This is a genomic window from Pseudomonas sp. UV AK001, from assembly GCF_046097675.1.
Lineage (GTDB): Bacteria > Pseudomonadota > Gammaproteobacteria > Pseudomonadales > Pseudomonadaceae > Aquipseudomonas > Aquipseudomonas kribbensis.
This window is the reverse complement of record NZ_JBJUVZ010000003.1, coordinates 72,709-97,147: the sequence shown is the minus strand read 5'-3', so window position 1 is coordinate 97,147 and position 24,439 is coordinate 72,709. Positions and strand designations below refer to the sequence as shown.

The 24,439-nt window shown below is 59.1% G+C and carries 28 protein-coding genes and 1 tRNA gene; 9 read left to right on the top strand and 20 right to left on the bottom strand.

All coding sequences use genetic code 11. The annotated features are described in order from the left end of the window. Positions 1–2: 2 nt before the first annotated feature. From rlmN to trmJ, 12 genes are all read right to left on the bottom strand, one after another. A complete protein-coding gene (gene rlmN / locus ACKLNA_RS11520; protein ID WP_408985913.1) occupies positions 3–1,151 on the bottom strand; it encodes a 23S rRNA (adenine(2503)-C(2))-methyltransferase RlmN in 1,149 nt (382 codons plus the stop codon). A 28-nt stretch (positions 1,152–1,179) separates the two neighbouring features. Beyond that, entirely contained in the window at positions 1,180–1,605 is a 426-nt protein-coding gene (ndk, locus tag ACKLNA_RS11515) for a nucleoside-diphosphate kinase (protein WP_003227894.1), read from the bottom strand. An 88-nt stretch (positions 1,606–1,693) separates the two neighbouring features. Continuing rightward, complete coding sequence (gene iscX, locus ACKLNA_RS11510; protein ID WP_085684618.1) at positions 1,694–1,894, bottom strand: Fe-S cluster assembly protein IscX; 201 nt, start codon at positions 1,892–1,894, stop codon at positions 1,694–1,696. A gap of 14 nt (positions 1,895–1,908) precedes the next feature. Next, positions 1,909–2,250 (bottom strand): ISC system 2Fe-2S type ferredoxin, encoded by a 342-nt coding sequence (gene fdx / locus ACKLNA_RS11505; RefSeq protein ID WP_041071821.1) that lies wholly within the window; start codon positions 2,248–2,250, stop codon positions 1,909–1,911. Next, complete coding sequence (hscA, locus tag ACKLNA_RS11500; RefSeq protein WP_408985912.1) at positions 2,250–4,115, bottom strand: Fe-S protein assembly chaperone HscA; 1,866 nt, start codon at positions 4,113–4,115, stop codon at positions 2,250–2,252. The genes fdx and hscA overlap by 1 nt, the downstream gene beginning before the upstream one ends. Before the next feature lie 51 nt (positions 4,116–4,166). Then, on the bottom strand, positions 4,167–4,688 hold the full coding sequence (gene hscB, locus ACKLNA_RS11495; RefSeq protein WP_114885358.1) for a co-chaperone HscB: 522 nt from the start codon (positions 4,686–4,688) through the stop codon (positions 4,167–4,169). Positions 4,689–4,696: 8 nt separating this feature from the next. Continuing rightward, positions 4,697–5,020 (bottom strand): iron-sulfur cluster assembly protein IscA, encoded by a 324-nt coding sequence (iscA, locus tag ACKLNA_RS11490; RefSeq protein WP_003227904.1) that lies wholly within the window; start codon positions 5,018–5,020, stop codon positions 4,697–4,699. Positions 5,021–5,048: 28 nt separating this feature from the next. Then, positions 5,049–5,435, bottom strand: coding sequence for a Fe-S cluster assembly scaffold IscU (gene iscU / locus ACKLNA_RS11485; protein ID WP_064589074.1), 387 nt, complete (start codon positions 5,433–5,435; stop codon positions 5,049–5,051). Between the two features lie 101 nt (positions 5,436–5,536). Further along, entirely contained in the window at positions 5,537–6,751 is a 1,215-nt protein-coding gene (locus ACKLNA_RS11480) for an IscS subfamily cysteine desulfurase (protein WP_085709396.1), read from the bottom strand. A 50-nt stretch (positions 6,752–6,801) separates the two neighbouring features. Further along, positions 6,802–7,293 carry a Fe-S cluster assembly transcriptional regulator IscR gene (gene iscR / locus ACKLNA_RS11475; RefSeq protein WP_007956690.1) on the bottom strand — a complete coding sequence of 164 codons (492 nt, stop codon included), beginning with the start codon at positions 7,291–7,293 and terminating at the stop codon, positions 6,802–6,804. Between the two features lie 168 nt (positions 7,294–7,461). After that, entirely contained in the window at positions 7,462–8,238 is a 777-nt protein-coding gene (gene cysE, locus ACKLNA_RS11470) for a serine O-acetyltransferase (RefSeq protein WP_085709395.1), read from the bottom strand. Positions 8,239–8,240: 2 nt separating this feature from the next. Then, on the bottom strand, positions 8,241–9,011 hold the full coding sequence (gene trmJ, locus ACKLNA_RS11465) for a tRNA (cytosine(32)/uridine(32)-2'-O)-methyltransferase TrmJ (protein WP_007956692.1): 771 nt from the start codon (positions 9,009–9,011) through the stop codon (positions 8,241–8,243). A gap of 145 nt (positions 9,012–9,156) precedes the next feature. Here trmJ and suhB point away from each other — a divergent pair, with 145 nt between their 5' ends. Then, positions 9,157–9,975: an inositol-phosphate phosphatase gene (suhB, locus tag ACKLNA_RS11460; protein ID WP_085709393.1), complete on the top strand. Its 819-nt coding sequence runs from the start codon at positions 9,157–9,159 to the stop codon at positions 9,973–9,975. Positions 9,976–10,090: 115 nt separating this feature from the next. On the opposite strand, the gene ACKLNA_RS11455 is transcribed toward suhB, so the two are convergent. From ACKLNA_RS11455 to queA, 6 genes are all read right to left on the bottom strand, one after another. Next, positions 10,091–10,639, bottom strand: coding sequence for a glycine zipper 2TM domain-containing protein (locus ACKLNA_RS11455; protein WP_085709392.1), 549 nt, complete (start codon positions 10,637–10,639; stop codon positions 10,091–10,093). Between the two features lie 120 nt (positions 10,640–10,759). After that, a complete protein-coding gene (secF, locus tag ACKLNA_RS11450) occupies positions 10,760–11,674 on the bottom strand; it encodes a protein translocase subunit SecF (protein WP_085709391.1) in 915 nt (304 codons plus the stop codon). 9 nt (positions 11,675–11,683) lie between these two features. Then, entirely contained in the window at positions 11,684–13,552 is a 1,869-nt protein-coding gene (gene secD, locus ACKLNA_RS11445) for a protein translocase subunit SecD (RefSeq protein WP_248742673.1), read from the bottom strand. 64 nt (positions 13,553–13,616) lie between these two features. Further along, complete coding sequence (gene yajC, locus ACKLNA_RS11440) at positions 13,617–13,952, bottom strand: preprotein translocase subunit YajC (RefSeq protein ID WP_065257675.1); 336 nt, start codon at positions 13,950–13,952, stop codon at positions 13,617–13,619. A gap of 43 nt (positions 13,953–13,995) precedes the next feature. Further along, on the bottom strand, positions 13,996–15,111 hold the full coding sequence (tgt, locus tag ACKLNA_RS11435; protein ID WP_162803510.1) for a tRNA guanosine(34) transglycosylase Tgt: 1,116 nt from the start codon (positions 15,109–15,111) through the stop codon (positions 13,996–13,998). Between the two features lie 14 nt (positions 15,112–15,125). Further along, positions 15,126–16,190, bottom strand: coding sequence for a tRNA preQ1(34) S-adenosylmethionine ribosyltransferase-isomerase QueA (gene queA / locus ACKLNA_RS11430; RefSeq protein WP_408985911.1), 1,065 nt, complete (start codon positions 16,188–16,190; stop codon positions 15,126–15,128). A 108-nt stretch (positions 16,191–16,298) separates the two neighbouring features. Between queA and ACKLNA_RS11425 the strand changes: the two genes are divergently transcribed. The 3 genes from ACKLNA_RS11425 to ACKLNA_RS11415 all read left to right on the top strand — a co-directional run bounded on the left by ACKLNA_RS11425 (position 16,299) and on the right by ACKLNA_RS11415 (position 18,143). Beyond that, positions 16,299–16,383: transfer RNA gene (locus ACKLNA_RS11425), tRNA-Leu, on the top strand. A 93-nt stretch (positions 16,384–16,476) separates the two neighbouring features. Then, on the top strand, positions 16,477–16,806 hold the full coding sequence (locus ACKLNA_RS11420) for a hypothetical protein (RefSeq protein WP_408985910.1): 330 nt from the start codon (positions 16,477–16,479) through the stop codon (positions 16,804–16,806). 158 nt (positions 16,807–16,964) lie between these two features. Then, complete coding sequence (locus ACKLNA_RS11415) at positions 16,965–18,143, top strand: hypothetical protein (RefSeq protein WP_408985909.1); 1,179 nt, start codon at positions 16,965–16,967, stop codon at positions 18,141–18,143. Between the two features lie 239 nt (positions 18,144–18,382). Here the strand turns inward: ACKLNA_RS11415 and ACKLNA_RS11410 are convergent, their stop codons facing one another. After that, the gene (locus ACKLNA_RS11410) at positions 18,383–19,132 is read right to left on the bottom strand and encodes a hypothetical protein (protein ID WP_408985908.1); all 750 of its coding nucleotides are present in this window, start codon (positions 19,130–19,132) and stop codon (positions 18,383–18,385) included. Between the two features lie 117 nt (positions 19,133–19,249). On the opposite strand from ACKLNA_RS11410, the gene ACKLNA_RS11405 reads away from it, so the two are divergent. From ACKLNA_RS11405 to ACKLNA_RS11385, 5 genes are all read left to right on the top strand, one after another. After that, positions 19,250–19,603 carry a hypothetical protein gene (locus tag ACKLNA_RS11405; RefSeq protein ID WP_408985907.1) on the top strand — a complete coding sequence of 118 codons (354 nt, stop codon included), beginning with the start codon at positions 19,250–19,252 and terminating at the stop codon, positions 19,601–19,603. Between the two features lie 132 nt (positions 19,604–19,735). Then, positions 19,736–20,479 carry a hypothetical protein gene (locus ACKLNA_RS11400; protein WP_408985906.1) on the top strand — a complete coding sequence of 248 codons (744 nt, stop codon included), beginning with the start codon at positions 19,736–19,738 and terminating at the stop codon, positions 20,477–20,479. Between the two features lie 72 nt (positions 20,480–20,551). Beyond that, complete coding sequence (locus tag ACKLNA_RS11395; RefSeq protein WP_408985905.1) at positions 20,552–22,471, top strand: alkaline phosphatase D family protein; 1,920 nt, start codon at positions 20,552–20,554, stop codon at positions 22,469–22,471. Positions 22,472–22,670: 199 nt separating this feature from the next. Then, positions 22,671–22,925 carry a type II toxin-antitoxin system Phd/YefM family antitoxin gene (locus tag ACKLNA_RS11390; RefSeq protein WP_115079126.1) on the top strand — a complete coding sequence of 85 codons (255 nt, stop codon included), beginning with the start codon at positions 22,671–22,673 and terminating at the stop codon, positions 22,923–22,925. Further along, entirely contained in the window at positions 22,922–23,176 is a 255-nt protein-coding gene (locus ACKLNA_RS11385) for a Txe/YoeB family addiction module toxin (protein WP_265813306.1), read from the top strand. The genes ACKLNA_RS11390 and ACKLNA_RS11385 overlap by 4 nt, the downstream gene beginning before the upstream one ends. Here the strand turns inward: ACKLNA_RS11385 and ACKLNA_RS11380 are convergent. Beyond that, positions 23,170–24,357 (bottom strand): aspartate aminotransferase family protein, encoded by a 1,188-nt coding sequence (locus ACKLNA_RS11380; RefSeq protein ID WP_408985904.1) that lies wholly within the window; start codon positions 24,355–24,357, stop codon positions 23,170–23,172. The genes ACKLNA_RS11385 and ACKLNA_RS11380 overlap by 7 nt on opposite strands. Positions 24,358–24,439: the final 82 nt, after the last annotated feature.

The following is a 24,439-nucleotide window of genomic DNA, read 5'->3' as shown; positions in this document are numbered from 1 at the left end:
TCTTAGTTAGTGTTCGCGACGTTCTGTGCCAGATCGCTGTCGGCGCTCAATTCGCGCACGGCGATGTAACGTTCGCTGCGACGGGTGCGATCCAGCACCTGCCCTACCAATTGACCGCAAGCCGCGTCGATGTCTTCACCACGGGTGGTGCGCACGGTCACGTTATAGCCTGCCTGATGCAGCTGATCCTGGAACCGGCGAATCGCGTTGTTGCTCGGCCGCTCGTAACCGGAATGCGGGAACGGGTTGAACGGAATCAGGTTGATCTTGCAGGGAATATCCTTGAGCAACTCGATCATTTCCACGGCGTGCTCAAGCTTGTCGTTGACGTCCTTGAGCAAGGTGTACTCGATGGTCAGCACACGTTTCTCGCCCAGGGCGGACATGTAGCGCACACACGAATCGAGGAGCATCTTAAGCGGATATTTCTTGTTGATCGGCACCAATTGGTTACGCAATGCGTCATTCGGTGCGTGCAGGGACAACGCCAGGGATACGTCGATGTGCTTGGCCAGCTCATCGATCATCGGCACCACACCCGACGTGGACAGGGTCACGCGGCGCTTGGAGATCCCGTAGCCCAGGTCATCCATCATCAGATGCATGGCGGCCACGACGTTGTCGAAGTTCAGCAGCGGTTCGCCCATGCCCATCATCACCACGTTGGTGATGGCGCGGTCGATGGTAGCCGGAACACTGCCGAAGGATTTGTTGGCAATCCACACCTGGCCGATGACTTCGGCGGCGGTGAGGTTGCTGTTGAAGCCTTGCTTGCCGGTGGAGCAGAAACTGCAGTCCAGGGCACAGCCTGCCTGGGACGAAACGCACAGAGTGCCGCGTTTGCCCTGGGGAATGTAAACGGTCTCGACACAGCTGCCGGACGCCACGCGCACCACCCACTTGCGGGTGCCGTCGCTGGAAATGTCCTCGCTGACCACTTCGGGACCACGGACCTCAGCAACAGCCTTGAGCTTTTCGCGCAAGGCCTTGCTGACGTTCGTCATGGCGTCGAAATCATCGACGCCAAAGTGGTGAATCCATTTCATTACCTGACCGGCACGGAAACGCTTCTCCCCGATTGAGTCGAAGAATTTTTCCATTTCCGGCTGGGTCAGACCCAGCAGGTTGGTTTTAACAGTCGATGTAGTCATGGATTCACCTTCACTCTTAAGCCAATGCTTAGCGAGTGGTTACTTCAGTAGCTGCGAAGAAGTACGAGATTTCGCGAGCGGCAGCGGCTTCGGAGTCCGAACCGTGAACGGCGTTGGCGTCGATCGACTCAGCGAAGTCAGCACGGATGGTGCCGGCAGCAGCTTCTTTAGGGTTGGTAGCGCCCATCAGCTCACGGTTGCGAGCGATGGCGTTTTCGCCTTCCAGAACCTGAACGACAACCGGACCGGAGATCATGAAAGCAACCAGGTCACCGAAGAAACCGCGCTCTTTGTGCTCAGCGTAGAAGCCTTCAGCTTCGGCTTTGGACAGTTGCTTCATTTTCGAAGCAACTACTTTCAGACCAGCCTTTTCGAAACGGGTAACGATTTCGCCGGCAGCGCCTTTTGCAACGGCGTCAGGCTTGATGATGGAGAAAGTACGTTGAACAGCCATGGTGTAACTCCAGAAACGGTAATTTGCGAAAAATTAAACCCGCGAATTATACGCGGGTTCTTGGGTATTGCCTAACCTGCGAGGACGATCAGTCTATTTCGTCATTCCAGAGCTGCTGAACCGCTTCCAACACCTTCTCGCCGACACGGCCAGAGTTGTTGTCGAAGTCAGGCAGCTCCATGATCCATCGCTGCAGGTCGACGAAATTGACAGAAAACGGATCTACACCCGGCTTGGCTTCCGCCAGCTCTTCTGCAATACGTTGAACATCATTCCAACCGTAGCTCATGACAGTCTTACCAGTCAGTGCGGCGCTTCGGCCGCATGGTTAAGCGAATATTTCGGAATCTCGACGGTGAGGTCTTCCTCGCCGACGATGGCCTGACAGGCCAGACGCGACTGCGCCTCCAGACCCCAGGCACGATCAAGAAAATCTTCCTCCAACTCGTCAGCTTCTTCCAGCGAGTCGAAACCCTCGCGGATGATGCAGTGACAGGTGGTGCAGGCGCAGACGCCGCCGCAGGCGCTTTCCATCTCGATGTGGTGTTCGTGGGCCAGCTCGAGAATCGAAGTGCCGGGCTCAGCCTCGACCACCATGCCTTCAGGGCAGAACTTCTCGTGGGGCAGAAAAATGACCTGCGGCATCAGATATCCTCGATTTCATTCAGGTTGCGCCCCGACAGAGCGGCTTTCACCGTCTGATCCATACGACGGGCAGCAAAAGCATCGGTCACTTGCGACAGACGCTTGGTCTGCTGCTCGATGGCGTAACCATCAGTGCCTTTCATCAGTTCGGTCAGTTCCTGCACCTGCTGATCGATGACCATCCGCTCTTCGGCGTCGAGCAAACGCTCGCCATCCGCCTCCAGAGCGCCCTGCACCGCTTCGATCAGGCGCTGGGCATCAACCTGCTGCTCGCGCAGGACGCGGGCAACCTTGTCGTCATTGGCGTGCTGGAACGAATCCTTGAGCATCTTGGCGATTTCGCCATCGGTCAAACCGTAGGACGGCTTGACCTGAATGCTCGCTTCAACACCCGAGCCCAGTTCACGGGCAGAAACACTGAGCAGACCGTCAGCATCGACCTGAAAGGTCACGCGAATCTTCGCCGCGCCCGCCACCATCGCCGGGATACCGCGCAATTCGAAACGAGCCAGGGAGCGGCAGTCGCTGATCAGTTCGCGCTCGCCCTGCAACACATGGATCGCCATGGCCGACTGGCCGTCTTTATAAGTGGTGAAGTCCTGGGCGCGGGCAACCGGGATGGTGGTGTTGCGCGGAATCACCTTCTCCATCAGGCCGCCCATGGTTTCCAGCCCCAGGGACAGCGGAATCACATCGAGCAGCAGCAGTTCGCCGCCATCGCGCTTGTTGCCGGCCAGTGTATCGGCCTGGATCGCGGCACCGATGGCCACTACCTGATCCGGGTCGATTTCGGTCAGCGGTTGACGGCCGAAGGCTTCGGCGACGGCTTCGCGAACACGTGGAACGCGGGTCGAACCACCGACCATGACCACGGCATGCACGTCTTCCAGCTCGATACCGGAGTCGCGAACGGCACGGCGGCAGGCTTTCAGGCTGCGGGCAACCATCGGCTCGATCAGTGCGTCGAAGGCCTCGCGGGTCAGCTGTGCTTTCCAGTCACCATAAGCAACTTCAACACTGTCGGCATTCGTCAGGGCTTCTTTGGCCGCACAAGCGGTTTGCAGCAGATTGCGCTGCGCACCCGGATCGAGATCGGCGGACAGGCCCGCGCTCTCGATGATCCAGCCGGCAATCGCGTGGTCGAAATCGTCACCGCCCAGGGCACTGTCGCCACCGGTGGCCAGAACTTCGAAGACACCGCCGGTCAGGCGCAGAATCGAAATATCAAAAGTACCGCCGCCCAGATCATAAATGGCGACCAGGCCTTCGGCATGCTGATCCAGACCATAAGCCACTGCAGCCGCAGTCGGCTCGTTGAGCAAGCGCAGAACGTTCAGACCGGCGAGTTTTGCCGCATCCTTGGTAGCTTGGCGCTGAGCGTCGTCGAAATAGGCAGGAACGGTAATCACCGCGCCGACCAGTTCACCGCCCAAGGTCGCTTCAGCTCGCTGACGCAGCACTTTGAGGATATCGGCGGAGACTTCGACCGGGCTTTTCGGGCCCTGCACGGTGTCGATGAATGGCATGTGCGATTCGCCGCCGACAAAGCGGTACGGCAGTTGATCGCCCAATTGCTTGACGTCGGACAGGCCACGGCCCATCAGGCGCTTGACCGACAGCACGGTATTCAGGGGATCGGAGGACGCGGCCAGTTTGGCCGACTCGCCGACTTCGACGCGATCGGCGTGATAACGCACGGCGGAAGGCAGAATGACCCGCCCTTCGGCATCGGCCAGCGGCTCGGAAAGACCACTGCGCAACGCAGCGACCAGCGAATTGGTAGTGCCCAAGTCGATCCCCACAGCCAGACGACGCTGGTGCGGTTGAGGACTTTGGCCGGGTTCGGCGATCTGCAGTAGGGCCATCGTGATCAGGACTTATCTGTATATCAGGCGTGCGACCGGAGCGGCACTGGGTTAATCGTCGAGGCGCTCTTCTAACTGGCGCACTTCGTAGGTGAGCTTGTCGAGGAACTGCATGCGCCGCATCAGGCGTTCGGCCTGTTCGCGTTGCGCTGCATCATCCCAACAAGCCGCGAAGCTTTCGTTCAGCTGCTCCTGGGCGACTTTCAGGCGACGCTTGAAGGTCGCGACACCCGCCAGGTCGGCACTGTCCTGCAGATCTTCGAGCTCTTCGCGCCATTGCATCTGCTGCAGAAGAAACTCGGGATCGTGGACCGTGACTTCCATCGGCACTTCATGACCGCTGATCGTCAGCAGGTAACGTGCACGCTGGGCCGGGCTCTTGAGCGTCTGGTAAGCATCGTTGAGCCGCGCAGACTGTTCGAGCGCCGAGCGCTGCTCACGCTCGGAAGCGTCGGCAAAACGATCGGGATGAACGCCGCGCGCCAGCTCGCGATAGCGCGTGGCCAGTTGCTCGAGATCCAGACGAAAGCCCGGTTGCAGCTCGAATAAAGCGAAATGACAAGGAGTTCCCACGACCAGCCTCAGATGTTGAAGCTTTCGCCGCAGCCACACTCACCGCGCACGTTGGGATTGTTGAACTTGAAGCCTTCGTTCAACCCTTCCTTGACGAAATCGAGCTCGGTGCCGTCGAGGTAAGCCAGGCTCTTGGGGTCGATGATCACTTTTTCGCCGTGACTCTCGAACACCTGATCTTCTGCAACCACCTCGTCGACAAACTCCAGCACGTAGGCAAGGCCGGAACAGCCCGTGGTGCGAACACCCAGACGAATCCCTTCACCCTTGCCGCGCCCGTCGAGGGAGCGTCGCACGTGTCGAGCAGCCGCTTCTGTCATGCTGATAGCCATCGTTGACTCCTTACTCGTCGCCCAATGCTTAGATCAAGCCTTTCTTCTGCTTGTAGTCGCGAACAGCCGCCTTGATGGCGTCTTCAGCGAGTACCGAGCAGTGGATTTTCACTGGCGGCAGGGCCAGTTCTTCGGCCAGCTGGGTGTTCTTGATGGTTTCCGCTTCGTCCAGGGTCTTGCCCTTCATCCACTCGGTGGCGAGGGAGCTGGAAGCGATAGCCGAACCGCAGCCGTAGGTCTTGAACTTGGCGTCTTCGATAACGCCCTGGTCGTTGACCTTGATCTGCAGACGCATCACGTCGCCGCACGCCGGAGCGCCGACCATGCCGGTGCCGACATCCGGATCTTCCGCGTCCATCTTGCCGACGTTACGCGGGTTTTCGTAGTGGTCGATGACCTTTTCGCTGTAAGCCATGATTCTCAATCCTCACTCATCAGGGCCGCTCTTGAGACCCTGCAACTGCGCTGCGTAAACCGCCGCGTCGCTACAGGATCTGTATCCGGCGGCTTCTATATTTAGTGTGCCGCCCACTCGATCTTCGAGATATCGACGCCGTCTTTGTACATGTCCCACAGCGGCGACAGAGCGCGCAGCTTGGTAACGGCCTCGCAGACTTTCTGCGCGGCGTAATCGATTTCTTCTTCGGTGGTGAAACGGCCGAAGGTGAAGCGGATCGAGCTGTGTGCCAGTTCGTCGTTGCGGCCCAGGGCGCGCAGCACGTACGAAGGCTCCAGGGACGCCGAGGTGCACGCCGAACCGGACGAAACCGCCAGATCCTTGAGCGCCATGATCAGCGACTCGCCTTCAACGTAGTTGAAGCTCAGGTTCAGGTTGTGCGGAACGCGGGCAGTCAGGCTGCCGTTGACGTACAGCTCTTCCAGGTGCTCGACCTGCTTGTAGAAGCGATCGCTCAGGGCCTTGATGCGCACGTTTTCGGCAGCCATGTCTTCCTTGGCTACACGGAACGCTTCGCCCATGCCGACGATCTGGTGGGTCGCCAGGGTGCCGGAACGCATGCCGCGTTCGTGGCCGCCACCGTGCATGGTCGCTTCGATGCGCACACGCGGCTTACGGCTGACGTACAGCGCGCCAATGCCTTTAGGACCGTAGGTCTTGTGGGCAGAGAACGACATCATGTCGACTTTCAGCTTCTGCAGGTCGATTTCGACCTTGCCGGTGGACTGAGCAGCGTCGACGTGGAACAGAATACCTTTCGAACGGGTCAGCTCGCCGATGGCGGCGATGTCGTTGACCGTGCCGATTTCGTTGTTCACGTGCATCACCGACACCAGGATGGTGTCTTCGCGCAGCGCGGCTTCGATCATGGCCGGTGTGATCAGACCGTCTTCGGTCGGCTCGAGATAGGTCACTTCGAACCCTTCACGCTCCAGTTGGCGCATGGTGTCGAGGACAGCCTTGTGCTCGATCTTGGAGGTGATCAGGTGTTTGCCCTTGGAGGCATAGAAATGTGCCGCACCCTTGATTGCCAGGTTGTCGGACTCGGTGGCACCGGAGGTCCAGACGATTTCGCGCGGGTCGGCGTTGACCAGATCGGCCACCTGACGACGGGCGTTTTCGACGGACTCTTCGGCCTTCCAGCCGAACACGTGGGAACGGGACGCCGGGTTACCGAAGTTTCCGTCGACCAGCAGGCATTCACTCATCTTTTGCGCAACGCGCGGATCGACCGGGGTGGTCGCAGAGTAATCAAGGTAAATCGGCAATTTCATGGACTATCTCCTAAATCAGGCTGGCTGGCGTGCCGCTAGCTCTCTGGCTGTCATTCGACGGCGGACGCTTCAATCTTGTCCAGGCGCGGCGCCTTGCCATTGCAACGACGCTGATCCTGACGCTGGGCCACTTCCTGCACCTCACGGCGAGTTACGAGGTCGGCCAAGCTGATACCGCTGAGAAATTCGTGAATCTGCAGGCTCAGGTCGCACCACAGGTGATGGGTCAGGCAGGTGTCGCCGGAATGGCAATCGCCCTGGCCCTGGCATTTTGTTGCATCGACCGATTCGTTCACCGCATCGATCACCTGGGCGACCTGGATGCCCTGCATGTCGCGGGACAACTGGTAGCCACCGCCCGGACCGCGAACACTGGAAACCAGGTTGCTGCGGCGCAGCTTGGCGAAAAGCTGTTCGAGATAGGACAGGGAGATGCCTTGGCGCTCGGAGATATCGGCCAGGGACACGGGCCCGTGCTGCGCGTGCAACGCCAGGTCAAGCATGGCGGTCACGGCGTATCGGCCTTTTGTAGTCAGTCGCATGGACAATTACCACGGAGTTCGGAATGGGCGGGAGTATGCAATTCCCGAGCATTTAAGTCAACTATAAGACCTAGTGCTTTAGTCGGGTTTACCCGCAAAAGAGCGCGCGAATGATAGCAGGGTCTGCGGCTTAATGGCACACCGGTCGGCAGCAGCCCTGCAGGCGCATCAATGCGTCGTGGATTCGTCCTTGCCCTTGACGCAGGCAAAGTCCTCCTCGCGCAGTTCAGGCAGATCTTTCGCACAGTAATTGCTGCCCAGATCCTTCAACGCCCCGCACATCCCCTCCAGACGACCATCCACCGCCTGCAGGTGATCGAGCAGTTGACCAATGGCACGCGCCACCGGATCCGGCATGTCACCGCTCACACCATAGGCATCGAAACCGATTTTCTCGGCCATCGCCTTGCGCTTGGCATCGGCTTCATCATCGGATTTGACGATGATCCGCCCCGGAATGCCTACCACCGTGGCGCCCGGCGGCACCTCTTTGGTCACCACGGCATTGGAGCCGACCTTGGCGCCGGCGCCGACCGTGAACGGACCCAGCACCTTCGCGCCAGCCCCCACCACAACGCCATCACCTAGCGTCGGGTGACGCTTGCCTTTGTTCCAACTGGTGCCGCCAAGAGTCACGCCTTGATAGATGGTGACGTCATCACCGATTTCAGCGGTTTCACCGATAACGATACCCATGCCATGGTCGATAAAAAAACGTCGACCAACCTTGGCGCCCGGATGAATCTCGATTCCGGTCAGCCAGCGACCGAAGTTCGACACCAGCCGCGCCAGCCATTTCAGATCGTTGCGCCAGAGCATGCCGGCCAGTCGATGAATCCAGATTGCATGCATGCCGGGGTAGCAGGTCAGGACTTCAAAAGCGTTACGCGCCGCCGGGTCTCGGTGGAATACGCTCTGGATATCTTCACGCAAACGCTCGAACATCATTAATCCTTCCGCTTAAGGAGCTCGCCACGGGCCGCTTTCTGGGTTTCCGTGAGGATGCCACGCAAAATATTCATTTCCGCCCGGCTGACCGAGCTGCGTCCGTACAACCGGCGCAGGCGCGCCATCAAGTGCCGAGGCTTTTCCGGATCGAGGAATTCGATGGCCACCAGGGTCTGCTCCAGGTGCTCATAGAATCGCTCCAGCTCATCCATGGTCGCCAGCTCGGCGCTTTTCACGGAGGCCACTTCTTCCTTCTCGATCTTGGTCGGCTGGCCTTGTGCGGCCAGCCAGGCCATGCGCACTTCATAGCTCAGTACCTGCACCGCCGCCCCGAGATTCAGCGAGCTGAATTCAGGATCGGAGGGGATGTGCACGTGATAGTGACATCGTTGCAGCTCGTCGTTGGTCAGGCCGGAGTCTTCACGCCCGAACACCAGCGCGATTTCCGCGCCCTGCCCGGCCTCCTCGACCACTTTGGTCCCGCATTCGCGCGGATCCAGCAGCGGCCAGGGAATACGACGGTCGCGGGCACTGGTGCCGAGCACCAGATTGCAGCCAACCAGGGCGTCTTCCAAGGTGGCGACGACTTGCGCATTTTCAAGGATGTCACCGGCACCCGAGGCGCGGGCATCGGCTTCGTGATGCGGAAAAACTCGCGGGTCGACCAGCACCAGCCGCGACAAACCCATGTTTTTCATGGCGCGCGCGGTCCCGCCGATGTTTCCCGGGTGGCTGGTATTGACCAGGACGACACGAATGTTTTGCAGCACGGCGGGCGCTCTCGGACTGGGGAAAGGGGTGCAAATCTTACAGAACAGCCTACCGTTAAGCTATGAAAGCGAACAGCGACCTTCACCTGAAGAAAAGTTCTGATAGAATGCGCGGCTTTCTTTAACAACCTTAGGTGACACATCCATGCAGCCCATGCTGAATATCGCGCTGCGCGCCGCCCGCAGCGCCAGTGAACTGATCTTCCGCTCCATCGAGCGCCTGGATACCATCAAGGTCGACGAAAAAGACGCCAAGGATTACGTATCCGAGGTCGATCGCGCCGCCGAACAGAAAATCATCGACGCTCTGCGCAAGGCTTACCCGAATCACTCGATCATGGGTGAAGAGACCGGCATGCACGCCGGCAGCGGTATCGAAGGCGAAGAATACCTGTGGATCATCGATCCGCTGGACGGCACCACCAACTTCCTGCGCGGCATTCCTCACTTCGCCGTCAGCATTGCCTGCAAATACCGTGGTCGCCTGGAACACGCCGTTGTTCTGGACCCGGTTCGCCAGGAAGAATTCACCGCCAGCCGTGGTCGCGGCGCCCAACTGAACGGTCGTCGCCTGCGTGTCAGCGGTCGTACCAGTCTGGATGGCGCTCTGCTCGGTACCGGTTTCCCGTTCCGTGACGACCAGATGGACAACCTCGACAACTACCTGGGCATGTTCCGCGCCCTGGTTGGCCAGACTGCCGGCATCCGCCGCGCCGGTTCGGCGAGCCTGGACCTGGCTTACGTTGCTGCCGGTCGTTTCGACGCGTTCTGGGAGTCGGGCCTGTCCGAGTGGGACATGGCTGCAGGCGCCCTGCTGATTCAGGAAGCAGGCGGCCTGGTGAGCGACTTCACCGGCGGTCACGACTTCCTTGAAAAAGGCCACGTCGTTGCCGGCAACACCAAATGCTTCAAGGCAGTTCTGACGGCGATCCAGCCGCACCTGCCGGCCTCGCTGAAGCGCTAAGCCTCTCGCGAAACCAGAAAAGCACCCTTCGGGGTGCTTTTTTTATGCCTGTCATCACGTTAATCCCGGGCACAAAAAAGCACCCCGAAGGGTGCTTCTTTTTTACTACAACCGCTTATTGCCCAGGCTGCGCCTGCGACAGGATCAGCTTGCCTTCCTTGTCGACCGGAATCTGGTTGCCCGGATCACGATCCATCCGCACTTTGCCTTCCTTGCCGTCCAGCGAGTAGCGGACGTCATAGCCTACGACCTTGTCGCTGATGTCATTCACCGTATTACAGCGAGTCTGGGTGGTGGTGTAGGTATCGCGATTCTGCATGCCTTCCTGCACCTTGTTGCCGGCATAACCGCCACCGACCGCGCCAGCTACCGTGGCAATCTTCTTGCCGGTGCCGCCGCCGATCTGGTTGCCCAGCAAACCACCTGCCACGGCACCGATGGCGGTACCGAGAATCTGGTGTTGATCCTTGACCGGCGCCTGCCGGGTCACAGCGACATCCTTGCATACTTCACGTGGCGTCTTGATCTGTGTCTTGACCGGTTCAACGGCCAGAACCTGCGCATACTCAGGGCCGCTTTTAACCAGGCTGTAGGTGGCGACAGCGCCCCCGGCAGTCACACCGACAGCACCCAGTACCGCACCAACCAGCAACGACTTGTTCACATGAACCTCCTGACCATCACATGCGGGACGCGCCCGCGCTTCTCCCAGCCTTGGAGCAATAAAAAAGGCGCGAGTTCAACTCGCGCCTTTTTTGACTGACAACCGGGGAAGCGATGGCCGTTATGGACGGTCGTCGACTTCCTTCTCGGTATTGGCCGGCGGAATCAGGTCTTCCGAAGACAGGTTCAGCCAGATCAGCACCACGTTGGCGATGTAGATCGACGAGTAGGTACCCGCCAGAACACCGATGAACAGGGCGATGGAGAAGCCGAACAGGTTGTCGCCACCGAAGAACAGCAGTGCCGCGATCGCCAGCAAAGTGGAGATCGAAGTCGCCATGGTGCGCAGCAGGGTCTGAGTGGTCGAGATGTTGATGTTCTCGATCAGCGAAGCCTTGCGCAGCACGCGGAAGTTCTCACGCACCCGGTCGAACACGACGATGGTGTCGTTCAGCGAGTAACCGATGATCGCCAGTACCGCCGCCAGCACCGTCAGGTCGAAGGTGATCTGGAAGAACGACAGGATACCCACGGTCACGATCACGTCGTGAATCAGCGAAACGATGGCACCGACCGCGAATTTCCACTGAAAGCGGAAAGCCAGGTAGATCAGGATGCCGCCGAGCGCCAGCAGCATGCCGAGGCCGCCCTGGTCGCGCAGTTCTTCACCGACCTGCGGGCCGACGAACTCGACGCGCTTGACCGTCGCCGGGTTTTCACCGCCGACCTTCTGCAGCGCTTCCGCTACCTGATGGCCCAGCTGCGGGTCTTCGCCCGGCATGCGCACCAGCAGGTCGGTGGTCGCACCGAAGTTCTGCACGACCGCTTCGTGATAACCGGCGGTAACCAGTTGCTCACGCACCTTGGTGACGTCGGCCGGACGCTCGTAGGTCAGCTCGATGAGCGTACCGCCGGTGAAGTCCAGGCCCCAGTTCATGCCCTTGTGGAACACGCTGAACAAGGCCAGCACGGTAAGGAACAATGTGACGCCGAACGCGAAGTTGCGAACGCCCATGAAGTTGATTGTACGTAACATGGCAGCCCCTTAAATCCACAACTTCTTGAAGTCACGACCGCCGAAGATCAGGTTGACCATCGCGCGGGTCACCATGATGGCCGTGAACATCGAGGTAAAGATCCCGAGGGACATGGTCACTGCGAAACCCTTCACCGGGCCGGTGCCCATGGCGAAGAGGATGCCGCCGACCAGCAAGGTGGTCAGGTTGGCGTCGAGAATCGCGGTGAATGCCCGGCCGAAGCCTTCGTTGATTGCACGCTGCACGGTCATGCCGGCGGCGATCTCTTCACGGATCCGCGAGAAGATCAGCACGTTGGCGTCGACCGCCATACCCATGGTCAACACGATACCGGCGATACCCGGCAGGGTCAGGGTTGCACCCAGCAGCGACATCAATGCCAGCAGCAGCACCATGTTCACCGCCAGCGCGACGGTGGCGATCAGGCCGAAGAAGCGGTAGATGGCGATGATGAACAGCGAGACGAACAGCATGCCCCACAGCGATGCATCGATACCCTTGGTGATGTTGTCCGCACCCAGGCTCGGGCCGATGGTACGTTCTTCAGCGAAGTACATCGGAGCCGCCAGACCACCGGCACGCAGCAGCAGCGCCAGTTCGGACGATTCGCCCTGACCGTTCAGGCCGGTGATACGGAATTGCGCACCCAGCGGCGACTGGATGGTCGCCAGGCTGATGATCTTCTTCTCTTCCTTGAAGGTCTGCACGGCAACGTCTTTCTCGACGCCGTCGACCATCTGCTTGACGTAGGTGGTCACCGGGCGCTGTTCGATGAAGATCACCGCCATGCTGCGACCGACGTTGCTGCGGGTCGCGCGGCTCATCAGTTCGCCACCGTGGCCATCCAGACGGATGTTCACTTCAGGAGTACCGTGCTCGCCGAAACCGGCCTTGGCATCGGTCACCTGGTCACCGGTGATGATCAGGCTACGCTCGATCTGTGCCGGAGGACGCTTGCCTTCGCGGAACTCGAAAGTCTCGGAAGTGGCTTTCGAAGCTCCCGGCTCGGCGGCCAGACGGAATTCCAGGTTGGCGGTCTTGCCGAGGATACGCTTGGCTTCGGCAGTGTCCTGCACGCCCGGCAGCTCAACCACGATGCGGTTGGCGCCCTGACGCTGGACGATCGGTTCGGCAACACCCAGCTCGTTGACGCGGTTACGTACCGTGGTCAGGTTCTGCTTGATGGAGTATTCACGGATTTCCGCCAGCTTGGCCGGGGTCATCGCCAGACGCAGCACCGGTTGACCGTTGAGGTCGGCCGGAACAATGTCGAAATCGTTGAAGTTCTTGCGGATCAGCGCACGGGCCTGTTCGCGGGAGTCAGCATCGCTGAAGCCCAGCTGAATGGCGCCATTGAGCTGCGGCAGGCTGCGATAGCGCAGCTTCTCTTTGCGCAGCAGGCTCTTGACGTCGCCTTCGTAGACTTTCAGGCGTGCGTCGAGGGCTTTGTCCATGTCCACTTCCAGCAGGAAGTGCACACCACCGGACAAGTCCAGACCCAGCTTCATCGGGTGCGCAGCCATGTTGCGCAGCCATTGCGGGGTGGTCTGTGCCAGGTTCAGCGCAACGACGTAGTCGTCACCCAATGCCTTGCGCACAACGTCCTTGGCCGGCAACTGGTCTTCAGCCTTGGTCAGACGGATCAGACCGCCCTTGCCGTTGGCAGCCAGGCTCGACGCCTTGACGTTGATCCCGGATTCACGCAGCGCGGTGCTCACGCGGTCCAGGTCGGCCTGATTGACCTGCAGGGCCGTGCTGGCGCCGCTGATCTGGATGGCCGGGTCATCGGGGTATAGATTCGGAGCGGAATAAATCAGACCGATCGCCAGCACCGCCAGGATCAGAATGTATTTCCACAGAGGATATTTGTTCAGCATCACGCCGCCCGTTATGACGCGGGGCGCCTTGCGCGCCCCGTCGATTGAGTAGAAGTTGTTGCCCTTAGATCGCTTTCAGCGTGCCTTTTGGCAGCGTGGCGGCGATGGCGCCCTTCTGGAACTTCATTTCCACGGTGTCGGAAACTTCCAGAACCACGAAGTCATCGGCCACTTTGGTGATCTTGCCGGCGATGCCGCCGGTGGTGACCACTTCGTCGCCCTTCTGCAGGCTGTTCAGCAGGTTCTTCTGCTCTTTGGCGCGCTTGGCCTGTGGACGCCAGATCATCAGGTAGAAAATGACCAGGAAGCCGACCAGGAAAATCCACTCGAAGCCGCCGCCCATAGGCGCTGCAGCCGGTGCAGCCGCGTCAGCCATGGCGTTAGAGATAAAAAAGCTCATTTAGCACTCCAGTTGCAAATGTTGAATCTTGGGGTCAGAAAACTCAGTCCAAAGGCGGAACGGGGAGCCCGCGTTTGGCGTAGAAGGCATCGACAAAGGCGGCCAATGTACCCTGTTGAATAGCCTCGCGCAAACCAGCCATCAGCACCTGATAATGGCGCAAGTTATGGATGGTATTGAGCATGCTTCCCAGCATTTCGCCGCACTTGTCCAGGTGATGCAGATAAGCGCGGGAGAAGTTCTGGCAGGTATAGCAATCGCAGGTCGGATCCAGCGGCGAATCATCATGGCGATGGAACGCGTTACGGATCTTCAGCACGCCTGTATCAATGAACAGATGCCCGTTGCGGGCATTACGGGTTGGCATCACGCAATCGAACATGTCCACACCGCGGCGCACACCCTCAACCAGATCTTCCGGTTTGCCAACGCCCATAAGGTAACGAGGTTTGTCAGCCGGCATCATGCCCGGCAGGTAATCGAGCACCTTGATCATTTCGTGCTTCGGTTCGCCCACCGACAGACCGCCGATGGCCAGGCCATCGAAGCCGATCTTGTCCAGGCCCTCCAGCGAGCGCATGCGCAGGTCCTGGTGCATGCCACCCTGAACGATGCCGAACAGCGCCGCCGTGTTGTCGCCGTGGGCATTCTTCGAACGCTGGGCCCAGCGCAGCGACAGCTCCATGGACACGCGGGCGACGTCTTCGTCAGCCGGATACGGAGTGCATTCGTCGAAAATCATCACGATGTCCGAGCCCAGGTCGCGCTGGACCTGCATCGACTCTTCCGGGCCCATGAACACTTTCGAACCGTCGACCGGAGAGGCGAAGGTCACGCCCTCTTCCTTGATCTTGCGCATGGCGCCGAGGCTGAACACCTGGAAGCCGCCGGAGTCGGTCAGGATCGGGCCTTTCCACTGCATGAAATCGTGCAGGTCGCCGTGGGCCTTGATCACTTCGGTGCCCGGGCGCAGCCACAGGTGGAAGGTATTGCCCAGAATGATTTCCGCGCCAATCGCCTCGATATCACGCGGCAACATGCCCTTGACCGTGCCGTAAGTACCCACCGGCATGAAGGCCGGGGTCTCGACGGTGCCACGGGGGAAGGTCAGGCGACCACGACGGGCCTTGCCATCGGTGGCCAGGAGTTCAAAGGACATGCGACATTCGCGACTCATTCTGTTTCCTCTGGGCCTGTCTGTTCAGGGGCAGTCGGTGCGGGATTACGGGTGATGAACATCGCATCACCGTAGCTGAAAAAGCGGTAACCGTTGTCCACGGCGGCCTTATAGGCGGCCATGGTTTCCGGGTAACCGGCAAACGCCGAAACCAGCATCAACAGCGTGGATTCGGGCAAATGGAAATTGGTCACCAGGGCATCGACCACATGGAACGGCCGGCCCGGGTAGATAAAGATGTCGGTATCACCGCTGAACGGCTTGAGCACGCCATCGCGGGCGGCGCTTTCCAGCGAACGCACGCTGGTGGTGCCCACGGCGATCACTCGACCGCCGCGCTCACGGCAAGCGGCAACGGCATCGACCACGTCCTGGCCGACTTCCAGCCACTCGGTGTGCATGTGGTGATCTTCGATTTTCTCGACCCGCACTGGCTGGAAAGTACCAGCGCCAACGTGCAACGTGACGAACGCAGTCTCGACGCCCTTGGCCGCAATCGCTTCCATCAGCGTCTGATCGAAGTGCAGCCCGGCGGTCGGTGCAGCCACCGCACCCAGCTTCTCGGCGTAAACGGTCTGATAACGCTCGCGATCCGAACCTTCGTCCGGGCGATCTATATAAGGAGGAAGCGGCATGTGGCCGACGCGGTCGAGCAGCGGCAGCACTTCCTCAGAGAAACCCAGCTCGAACAACGCGTCGTGACGGGCCAGCATCTCGGCTTCGCCACCACCGTCGATAAGGATCTTCGAACCCGGTTTCGGCGACTTGCTGGAACGCACATGGGCCAGCACGCGGTGCGTATCGAGCACCCGCTCGATGAGGATTTCCAGCTTGCCGCCGGAGGCTTTCTGCCCGAACAGCCGCGCCGGAATCACCCGGGTATTGTTGAACACCATCAGATCGCCCGGGCGCAAATGCTCAAGCAGATCAGTGAATTGACGGTGTGCCAGGGCGCCGCTGACCCCATCCAGGGTCAACAGGCGACTACCGCGACGCTCGGCCAAAGGGTGGCGGGCGATCAGCGAATCAGGAAGCTCGAAGGTAAAGTCAGCAACGCGCATGATGGGGTTCGTCTAGCAGGGCCGGAAAGTCTAGCGGAAATATCGAAAATTGACCATGAAACGTGATTGACCAACGGTAGGCACCTCTCTATACTTCGCCGCCATTGAGCCCTGATGGCGGAATTGGTAGACGCGGCGGATTCAAAATCCGTTTTCGAAAGGAGTGGGAGTTCGAGTCTCCCTCGGGGCACCAAAATTAAGAAAGGTCTTGCTTAGCAAGGCCTTTTTTTTCGCCTGCCGGAAAGTGCCGCTGGCCGACCGGCGAGATCTCACACAGGTTCACAGCATGGAATCGTCACTGGAAACAGTCGCCCTTTTCTCCCTGAAACTCGCTTACGAGGAAGAAGGCCTGAGCCCGATTCTGCGGGACGATCTGGTCATGGGCGACTATCAGAAAGACGTGTTCGAATTGTTGGTCCGGCGCGGCGATGTCGAGAGTATTCAATTCAAGATGAACGAGTGTCTGGGCCTGGCACTGGATGCACTCGGTGGTGTCGAGAAACCGCTGGGGCGTGAGCTGCAAAAGTTGTCGGCCGAACTCAGTCAGGCACAATCGGTGGAGCAACTGAATCAGCCCCTCTCCGCGCTCAGGCGCTATCTGAAAGACGTTCTGTAAAAACGCACCGGCGGCACAGCCTGTCATCGCGGGAAAATCCAGATCCATTCAAATGCGATCCAGCAGTGGCGCAGCGCCATCTTTTTGTTATCTTGCCGCCCGCAACCGGCGGATCTGCTGAGTGTGCCGGCACGAAATAACGAAAGGAAATGGATGGGATGGAGACATCGTTGATCGTGATGTTTTTGCTGGTCTGGGCAGGGATGTGGGCCTGGGTCGTCAAGAATCGTGGAACCTGGCCGGTATTTTTCGGCCACTTCGCCGGCATGATCGCCGGGTTTATCGTGGCGCTTGTGGTCTACGTTACCGTCAACGGACTACTTCACGAAAAAACCACCCCTGCGACATCCAGCGGCGCTCAGCCGCAAATCGCGAACGAAAGCCAGCTAAGGACCTTTGTCCCACGCAAGCCGGTCAGTCGCACATCCGCTCCGACGTCTCCGTTACTGCCAACCGACAGCCCACGCTATCCACGGCTGTCTACACCGCTGCTTTCCGCCAATCTCGATCCACAGTCGAAAAGCCAATACGCGCAATGGCGAGCCAGCGCAGATATGGTCAACGGGGTCAACGGAAGTCTGGCGGGGCTGATCTGCCGGTCAGCGGCAAAATCCACGCTACGCATTCCGGATTCCGCCGCGTTCGACGAGACTGAGGAATTTCGATCCGACGCCTACAAATCCCAGACCTACCTCCTCATCAGCAGGATCAGTGGCGAAAACATGGAAGGCACGATGGTCAGTCTCGGCTACGACTGCGCCGTGCAGTTCGTCTCGGGCAACGGGGTCAAGAATGACCAATGGCGGCTGCTGGAGTTGACCATGCAAGGCAAATCAGGCCCTGCGGAGTCTGCCAATACTTCGACCGGGGATGCATTGCCTGAGTATGACGCCAGTGAGCCTGGCATTACGCCAGAACCGCTCAAGTCCGGCCTGGTGGAAAACTATCTGAATGAAATACCGACAACCCGCTCCGAGCTGGCGACGGTTCAAGGGATGACTGCACAACAGACCCTGGCTCATGCGCAGTTGCGAAGAGGGCTCATTGACGGGCCGGACGCCAACAAAAGACTGATCGCGTTCCAGATGTGCGAGCCGTTTATACGCAGCGCTCTGCGTCAGCCGGAACTGGCCTTGTTTGCCGACGACAAGGCTCTCTCGACTCAGCGTTACAAACATCAGATCTATACCAGCACAAGTTTGATGAAGATCCCGGACGCTGCAGGAAACTATCTGACCTATCGCTTCGAATGCACCCTGCAGGCTATGCCAACCATGAACGCAGGTTTTGACGACTGGAGGTTGCTGGATCTGCGCTTCGAACTGACCGGTAGCTGACCGGCTCGATGAGCAAGAGGCGTCACGCTGCTATTTTGCTGCCCGCTGCCACCGACACTGGTGTCTGGTCCTGAAAAAGGCTTACACCTGTTCAACCCGACGCCCGATGCCTTGCATCGGGCGTTTTGTATTTCACGATCGAGCATCTGGATGCGCCTTTCTCACCCTCAAGAGTTAGTTGAAAGGCCCGCTGTAAAGCCTCACAGAAGATGCCGGGAAATGTGCTTGGAGTTTTCCGATCAGTCGATAGCCTTGACGACTCGAATGTCGACGGGAAACCCATCCGCCCCCTCCAGCTCCTTCCACCCGACGTACTGAAAGATCCCGTCCCGGTCAATGTTGTCGCCTCTGTCCACCCTCTTACCGTTCAGTACCGCGACGTTTCTATGGTGGACACATGTGCCATCCGGCGCACCGACGGTGTAGATCACATAGGGTTTTACGTATTTCGCGGCGCGAAAATGTCGGCCGCATCCAAAATCGACTGTGATCATCAACGTCTTCAGATTCGCTTCGCCATCCAGCTCTGCGTGCTCGTCGAGCTGACCGATCTCGCCTACGTCGGTGAAACCCAGAGCACGAGCGCGCTTGTATTCCGGGGAGTTCCGGTGTTCGGTCTGCGCTTGTTGCAGATGCTGAGCGATCTCGTCGTCGTATACGGCGCGCTCTTTGGCAACGAAATCTTTCCCTTGGGTGATGAGGTTTTCGCAGCGAGCGTAATCGGGGGAAGCGAGTTTTGAGGGATCGAGGTGTTTACGATGTACCGGAAAGGTTCGCATAGGGCTCTCGATATAGAGCATGGAATCTCTTGCAGTCTGGCTACCGTTCTGCAGATTGGTAATTGCCCGCTGCAGGTGCTGGCAATCGGAAAGGTAGCCCTTCCAGGCCTCCTCCGGAGTTTCGTCCCAGTCGTCGGCATACGCCGGGGTCATCACGACGGCGAGAGTGGTCGCGCAGAGCAGGCGAAATACCAAGGTAAAAATGGGCATATGTAATCCGTTACGGTGATGAGGAATGGCGCGACGCTACTATTTTGCTATCTTGCCGTCCACTGTCGGGCAGGGTGCGAAAAGTCTGACCGGGACTGACTCAGATGGAAGGATTCGATGGACTTTGCGTTTTGTCTTCTAGCCTGGGCGGCCATGTGGGTGTGGGTCGTCAAGCAGCGTGGTGCCTGGAACCTGTTTCTCGCCAACCTGCTGGGTGCAGTCAGCGGCCTGGTGGTGGGACTGGTGGTCTCGGAGTTCTACATCGGCCTGTTCGGGTCGACCCGGCCGCACGTATCCAGGCTTACGGGTACGTTGCTGGAAATGATGACAACTGCCGCAGCGCTGGTCGGTGTATGGATGCTGGTCGCGCGACGCTCGCAAGTCGAGCCCCTCATTACGCGACAGCTTCTGGCAGGCCTTTGCGGCACGGTGGCCGGCATTACAGCGCTGGCGTTTTTTGCACTCAAGTAGTCTGTATCGACACTGAACATGAAGGTTCTCGTGGCACCAGAAATCTATTTTGATATCTTGCCGCCTACCGTCAGGACTCATTCTCCACGACGCACCGTTTTCAGGTTTTTGCAGGTTTAAGGAAAGGATCGAATGGAGTTTCTGCGTTTTCTGGCATTTGTCGCGGCCTGGGGTTTCATGTGGCGCTGGGTGGTGAAAAACCGCGGCAGCTGGCATCTGTTTTACGGCAACCTGGTCGGTGCGGCGGGTGGTTTTATTGTGGCGATGGTGGTGCTGTCGATCACGCTGTCACTGTTCCCGTCGGCCCATCGCTACGAAGCCGAGCAGACTGAAAACGTTGTGACACGGGAAGCAGAGCCGACCTCGTTGCTGCCGGAAGCCGAGTCGGCTGCAAGCCCCGCAGCACTGAAAGACGCGCCGGTGTTTGCCGCTATCGAGCCGGACGACAAACCCTCGCCGCCGGACTCAGCCTTGCTGCCGAACTACGCCAGTCGTGCGCCGAAAACCCTGTCGGTGCAAACCGTGATTGACCAGAGCGACGACCAGGGGCGCAAAGCCCTGACAGCCCTGAGCAAAAAACTGCGCAGCGACGCGCAGGGTGACAAGTCGATGCTCGCGTATGTCATGTGCAGCCCGTTCGTAACCAGTACCTTGCGCTTTCCCGCTTCCGCGCGGTTTGCCGATAGCAAAGGCATCGCACCGCAACGCTTCAAGGATCAGGTCTACACCTTCAGCAATACTGTCACCGCGCGAAACATGAACGGCGACGACGTCACTTACCGTTTCGACTGCTCCGTGCAGGAACAGCCAAGAGTCGACGCGACGCCTGCCGAATGGCGCCTGTTGGCGTTGAAGCTGCAAAAGTCGGACTCTTAAGCCTCGCTTAAGGGTTGAAAGCACGGGCTGAGCTATCATCGCCAGCCTGTGCGACCTGAGTTTTGCCCTCCGATGTCTCGAATTTCTGCTGACCTGTCTCCGTTGCCTCCTGTATTGGCCGGCCCGCTGTTGCGACGTCTGGAACCGACACGCATCGTATTTTGGCTGGTCGGCAGTCGCGAGCTGTCGTTGACCTTGCGCCTGCAAGGCGCAGGAGACATTCCACTGGATGCCGGGAAATGCACGGTCATTCCTGTGGGAAATCGTGCATTCATTCACCTGATAGACGTCACGCTCGACAGCCCCCTGCCTTTTGACACACAGGTCGATTACGACTTGCTGATCGATGGCCAACATTCCCTCGCCGACTGGGCGCCGCATCTGCTGTACGGCAATGCCACGTGCCCGAACCTTGTCGTGCGCTCACGGATCGATCAACTGCTCCACGGCTCCTGCCGCAAACCGCATCACCCGGCGGCTGACGGTTTGCTCTGTGTCGATCGGCTTTTGGCGGCCGACAGCGAGCCACAACAGCGCCCGGCCCTGCTGATGATGAGCGGTGATCAGATTTACGCCGATGACGTTGCCGGTCCGATGTTGCGGGCGATTCATGCCTTGATCGAGCGGCTCGGCCTGTTTGGTGAGCAACTCGAAGGCGCGGTGGTCAGCGACAGCGCCCGTCTCTACGAGCATCCGGCCAGTTATTACCACCGTGCAGATTTGTTACCGGCACTTGAGAGCAACGAGACTTTGCGCGAGCGGTTTTTCGGCGGTGCGCGCAAGCCGATTTTCACCAGCAGCAGCGCCGACAATCATCTGGTGACGTTCGCCGAAGTCATGGCCATGTACCTGTTGGTGTGGTCGCCGACGCCATGGACATTGATCGATCCGCAAGTCCCGAACCTGACGCCCGAACGCCAGCAGCGCTATGCACTGGAGCAGACCCGGATCGATACCTTCAAGGCAGGCCTGGGCAATGTCGCCCGGGCGTTGGCGCACTTGCCGAGCCTGATGATCTTCGACGATCACGACATCACCGATGACTGGAACCTGTCCGCACAGTGGGAAGAAACCGCCTATGGCCATCCGTTCTCCAGACGCATCATCGGCAATGCGCTGATCGCCTATCTGTTGTGCCAGGGCTGGGGCAACAATCCGGATGCATTCAACGGGTTATTGGAGAAAACCCGGCATCTGAGCGCCAGCGGTAATGATCGTTATCTCGATTCACCGGTACAGGACGAACTGATCGATGAGCTGCTGCGCTTTCAGCACTGGCATTTCGTGCTGCCGACCAGCCCGGCCCTGGTGGTGCTCGACACCCGCACCCGTCGCTGGCGCAGCGAGATGGCGCTCAAGCAACCTTCCGGCCTGCTCGACTGGGAAGCCCTTTGCGAACTGCAGCAGGAACTGCTCGATCATCCGTCGGCGATCATTGTCTCGCCGGCACCGATCTTTGGCGTGAAGCTGATCGAAACCGTGCAGAAGGTCTTCAGCTGGTGCGGTTACCCCCTGTTGGTGGACGCGGAAAACTGGATGGCCCATCGCGGTGCGGCCCAGGTGATCCTGAATATTTTCCGACACACCCGTACACCCGGCAGCTACGTGGTGCTGTCAGGGGATGTGCATTATTCCTTCGTCTACGAAGTGCTTATCCGACACCGCAAGGCCGGTCCGCGCATCTGGCAGATCACCAGCAGCGGCATCAAGAACGAATTTCCGCCCACCCTGCTGGAGTGGTTCGACCGCCTCAATCGCTGGCTCTACTCACCCCGCTCGCCACTGAACTGGCTGACCAAACGCCGACGCATGCGCATCGTGCCGTACGTTCCCGAGCATGCCGAAGCAGGTGAACGGCTGTGGAATTCAGCGGGGATCGGTCAGGTGTTTTTCAATGAACAAGGGCAGCCCCGGGACATCATTCAGCACAACTCGAACGGCGCGCCGAAGACCCGGATGCTGGCGCCGGATTTGTCGGACTACCCTGATTAGAAAAATCTCACGTAGAGCGCGAGGGAGATGGCAGTCTCGTCGGAATCAGATTACAGAAGTCTCAGAAACGTCTCGATGAGAGTTCGGTGATACTCAGTACGCCGCAGACAACCCGTCTGTGACACAACCATTGGTAGGTATCGCCTTGTCACTCTGTACTGATTTCTGTACGTTCTTTGCATCAAGCGAGGACTACAACATGGACACTATCAACTACACCACAGCTCGTGCGCACTTGGCTGAAACCATGGACCGCGTGAATGAAGACTGCGCCCCACTGCTGGTAACCCGCCAAAAAGGCGAGCCTGTAGTGATGATGTCTCTGGCCGAATACAACGCGCTGGAAGAAACGGCTTATCTGCTGCGTTCTCCGGCCAATGCCGAACGCTTGATCAAATCGATTGGCGAAATGCGCGCTGGAAAAGCACAAGTCAGGCAACTGATCGAAGAATGAAAATCCAGTTCACGCCAACGGGCTGGGAAGACTACTTATGGTTTCAGCAAAACGATAAGGCCGGTCTCAAACGAATCAATCTTTTGATCAAAGCGATCCAGCGCCAGCCTTTTGAAGGCTTGGGTAAACCGGAGCCGCTCAAGCACAACATGAGCGGTTTCTGGTCCCGGCGGATAACTGCGGAGCATCGCTTGGTCTATGCAATCGTAGACGGCGAAATCTGCGTCATTACATGCAGACTTCACTACTGACCGAGGGATGAGACATGGCTCAGGGAACGGCTCACCCCCCTCACAATCATCCCCACCTCCCGCTCATCAATCGTCAGCGGCGGCAGCAGCCGTATCGTCTTGCCGCGAGTGACGTTGATCAGCAGCCCGTGATCCCGCGCGGCAATCAGGGTCAGGTCGCGGATCGGCTGTTTCAGTTCGATGCCGATCATCAATCCCTGCCCACGAATCGCCAGCACATTCGGGTTGTCCGTCAGTTCCGCCCGCAGGCGGCTGAGCAAACGCTCGCCTTGTACCCGGGCATTTTCCAGCAAGCCCTGTTCTTCGATGATGTCCAGCACGGTGCAACCCACCCGACAGGCCAGCGGATTGCCGCCAAAGGTGCTGCCATGGCTGCCCGGCGTAAACAGTTCCGCCGCCCGGCCCCGCGCCAGACAGGCACCAATCGGCACGCCGTTACCCAGGCCTTTGGCGAGGGTCATGACGTCGGGGACGATGCCTTCGTGCTGGAACGCAAACCAGCGCCCGGTGCGGCCGATGCCGGTCTGGATCTCGTCGAGCATCAGTAGCCACCCGTGGCGATTGCACTGTTCGCGCAGGGCTTTCAGGTAACCCGGCGGCGCGATTTGTACGCCGCTTTCGCCCTGGATCGGCTCCACCAGAATCGCCACGATTCGCTCGCCATGTTTTTGCTGCACCTGATTCAGCACTTCAAGATCACCAAATGGCACTTTGACGAAATCCCCCGGCAACTCGTTGAATCCCAGGCGCACCGCCGGGCCATCGCTGGCGGACAAGGTACCGAGGGTGCGGCCATGAAAGGCGTTGGCCATGACCACCACCAGCGGCTGCTCGATCCCTTTGCGCCAGCCATGCAGCCGCGCCAGTTTCAGCGCGGTTTCGTTGGCCTCGGCACCGGAGTTGTTGAAGAACGCTCGCTCCATCCCCGCCAGCTGGGTCAACTTCAGCGCCAACTGCTGCTGCCAGTCGATGCTGTAGAGGTTGGATGTATGCAGCAGCAACCCCGCCTGCTCGCTGATCGCCGAAACAATCCGCGGATGCGAATGCCCGACATTGGTCACCGCCACACCCGCGACAGCATCGAGGTACTCGCGACCGGCCTGATCCCACAGACGGGTGCCCAGGCCTTTGGTGAAACTCAGGGCCAACGGTTGGTACGTATTCATCAGGGCGGCGGTCATGACTTCAAACTCCAGTGAAGGTCGGTGTGTTTGCAGTATGGTTAGCCACCAGAGCTGGATAAACTCGGCAAAACTTCAATCA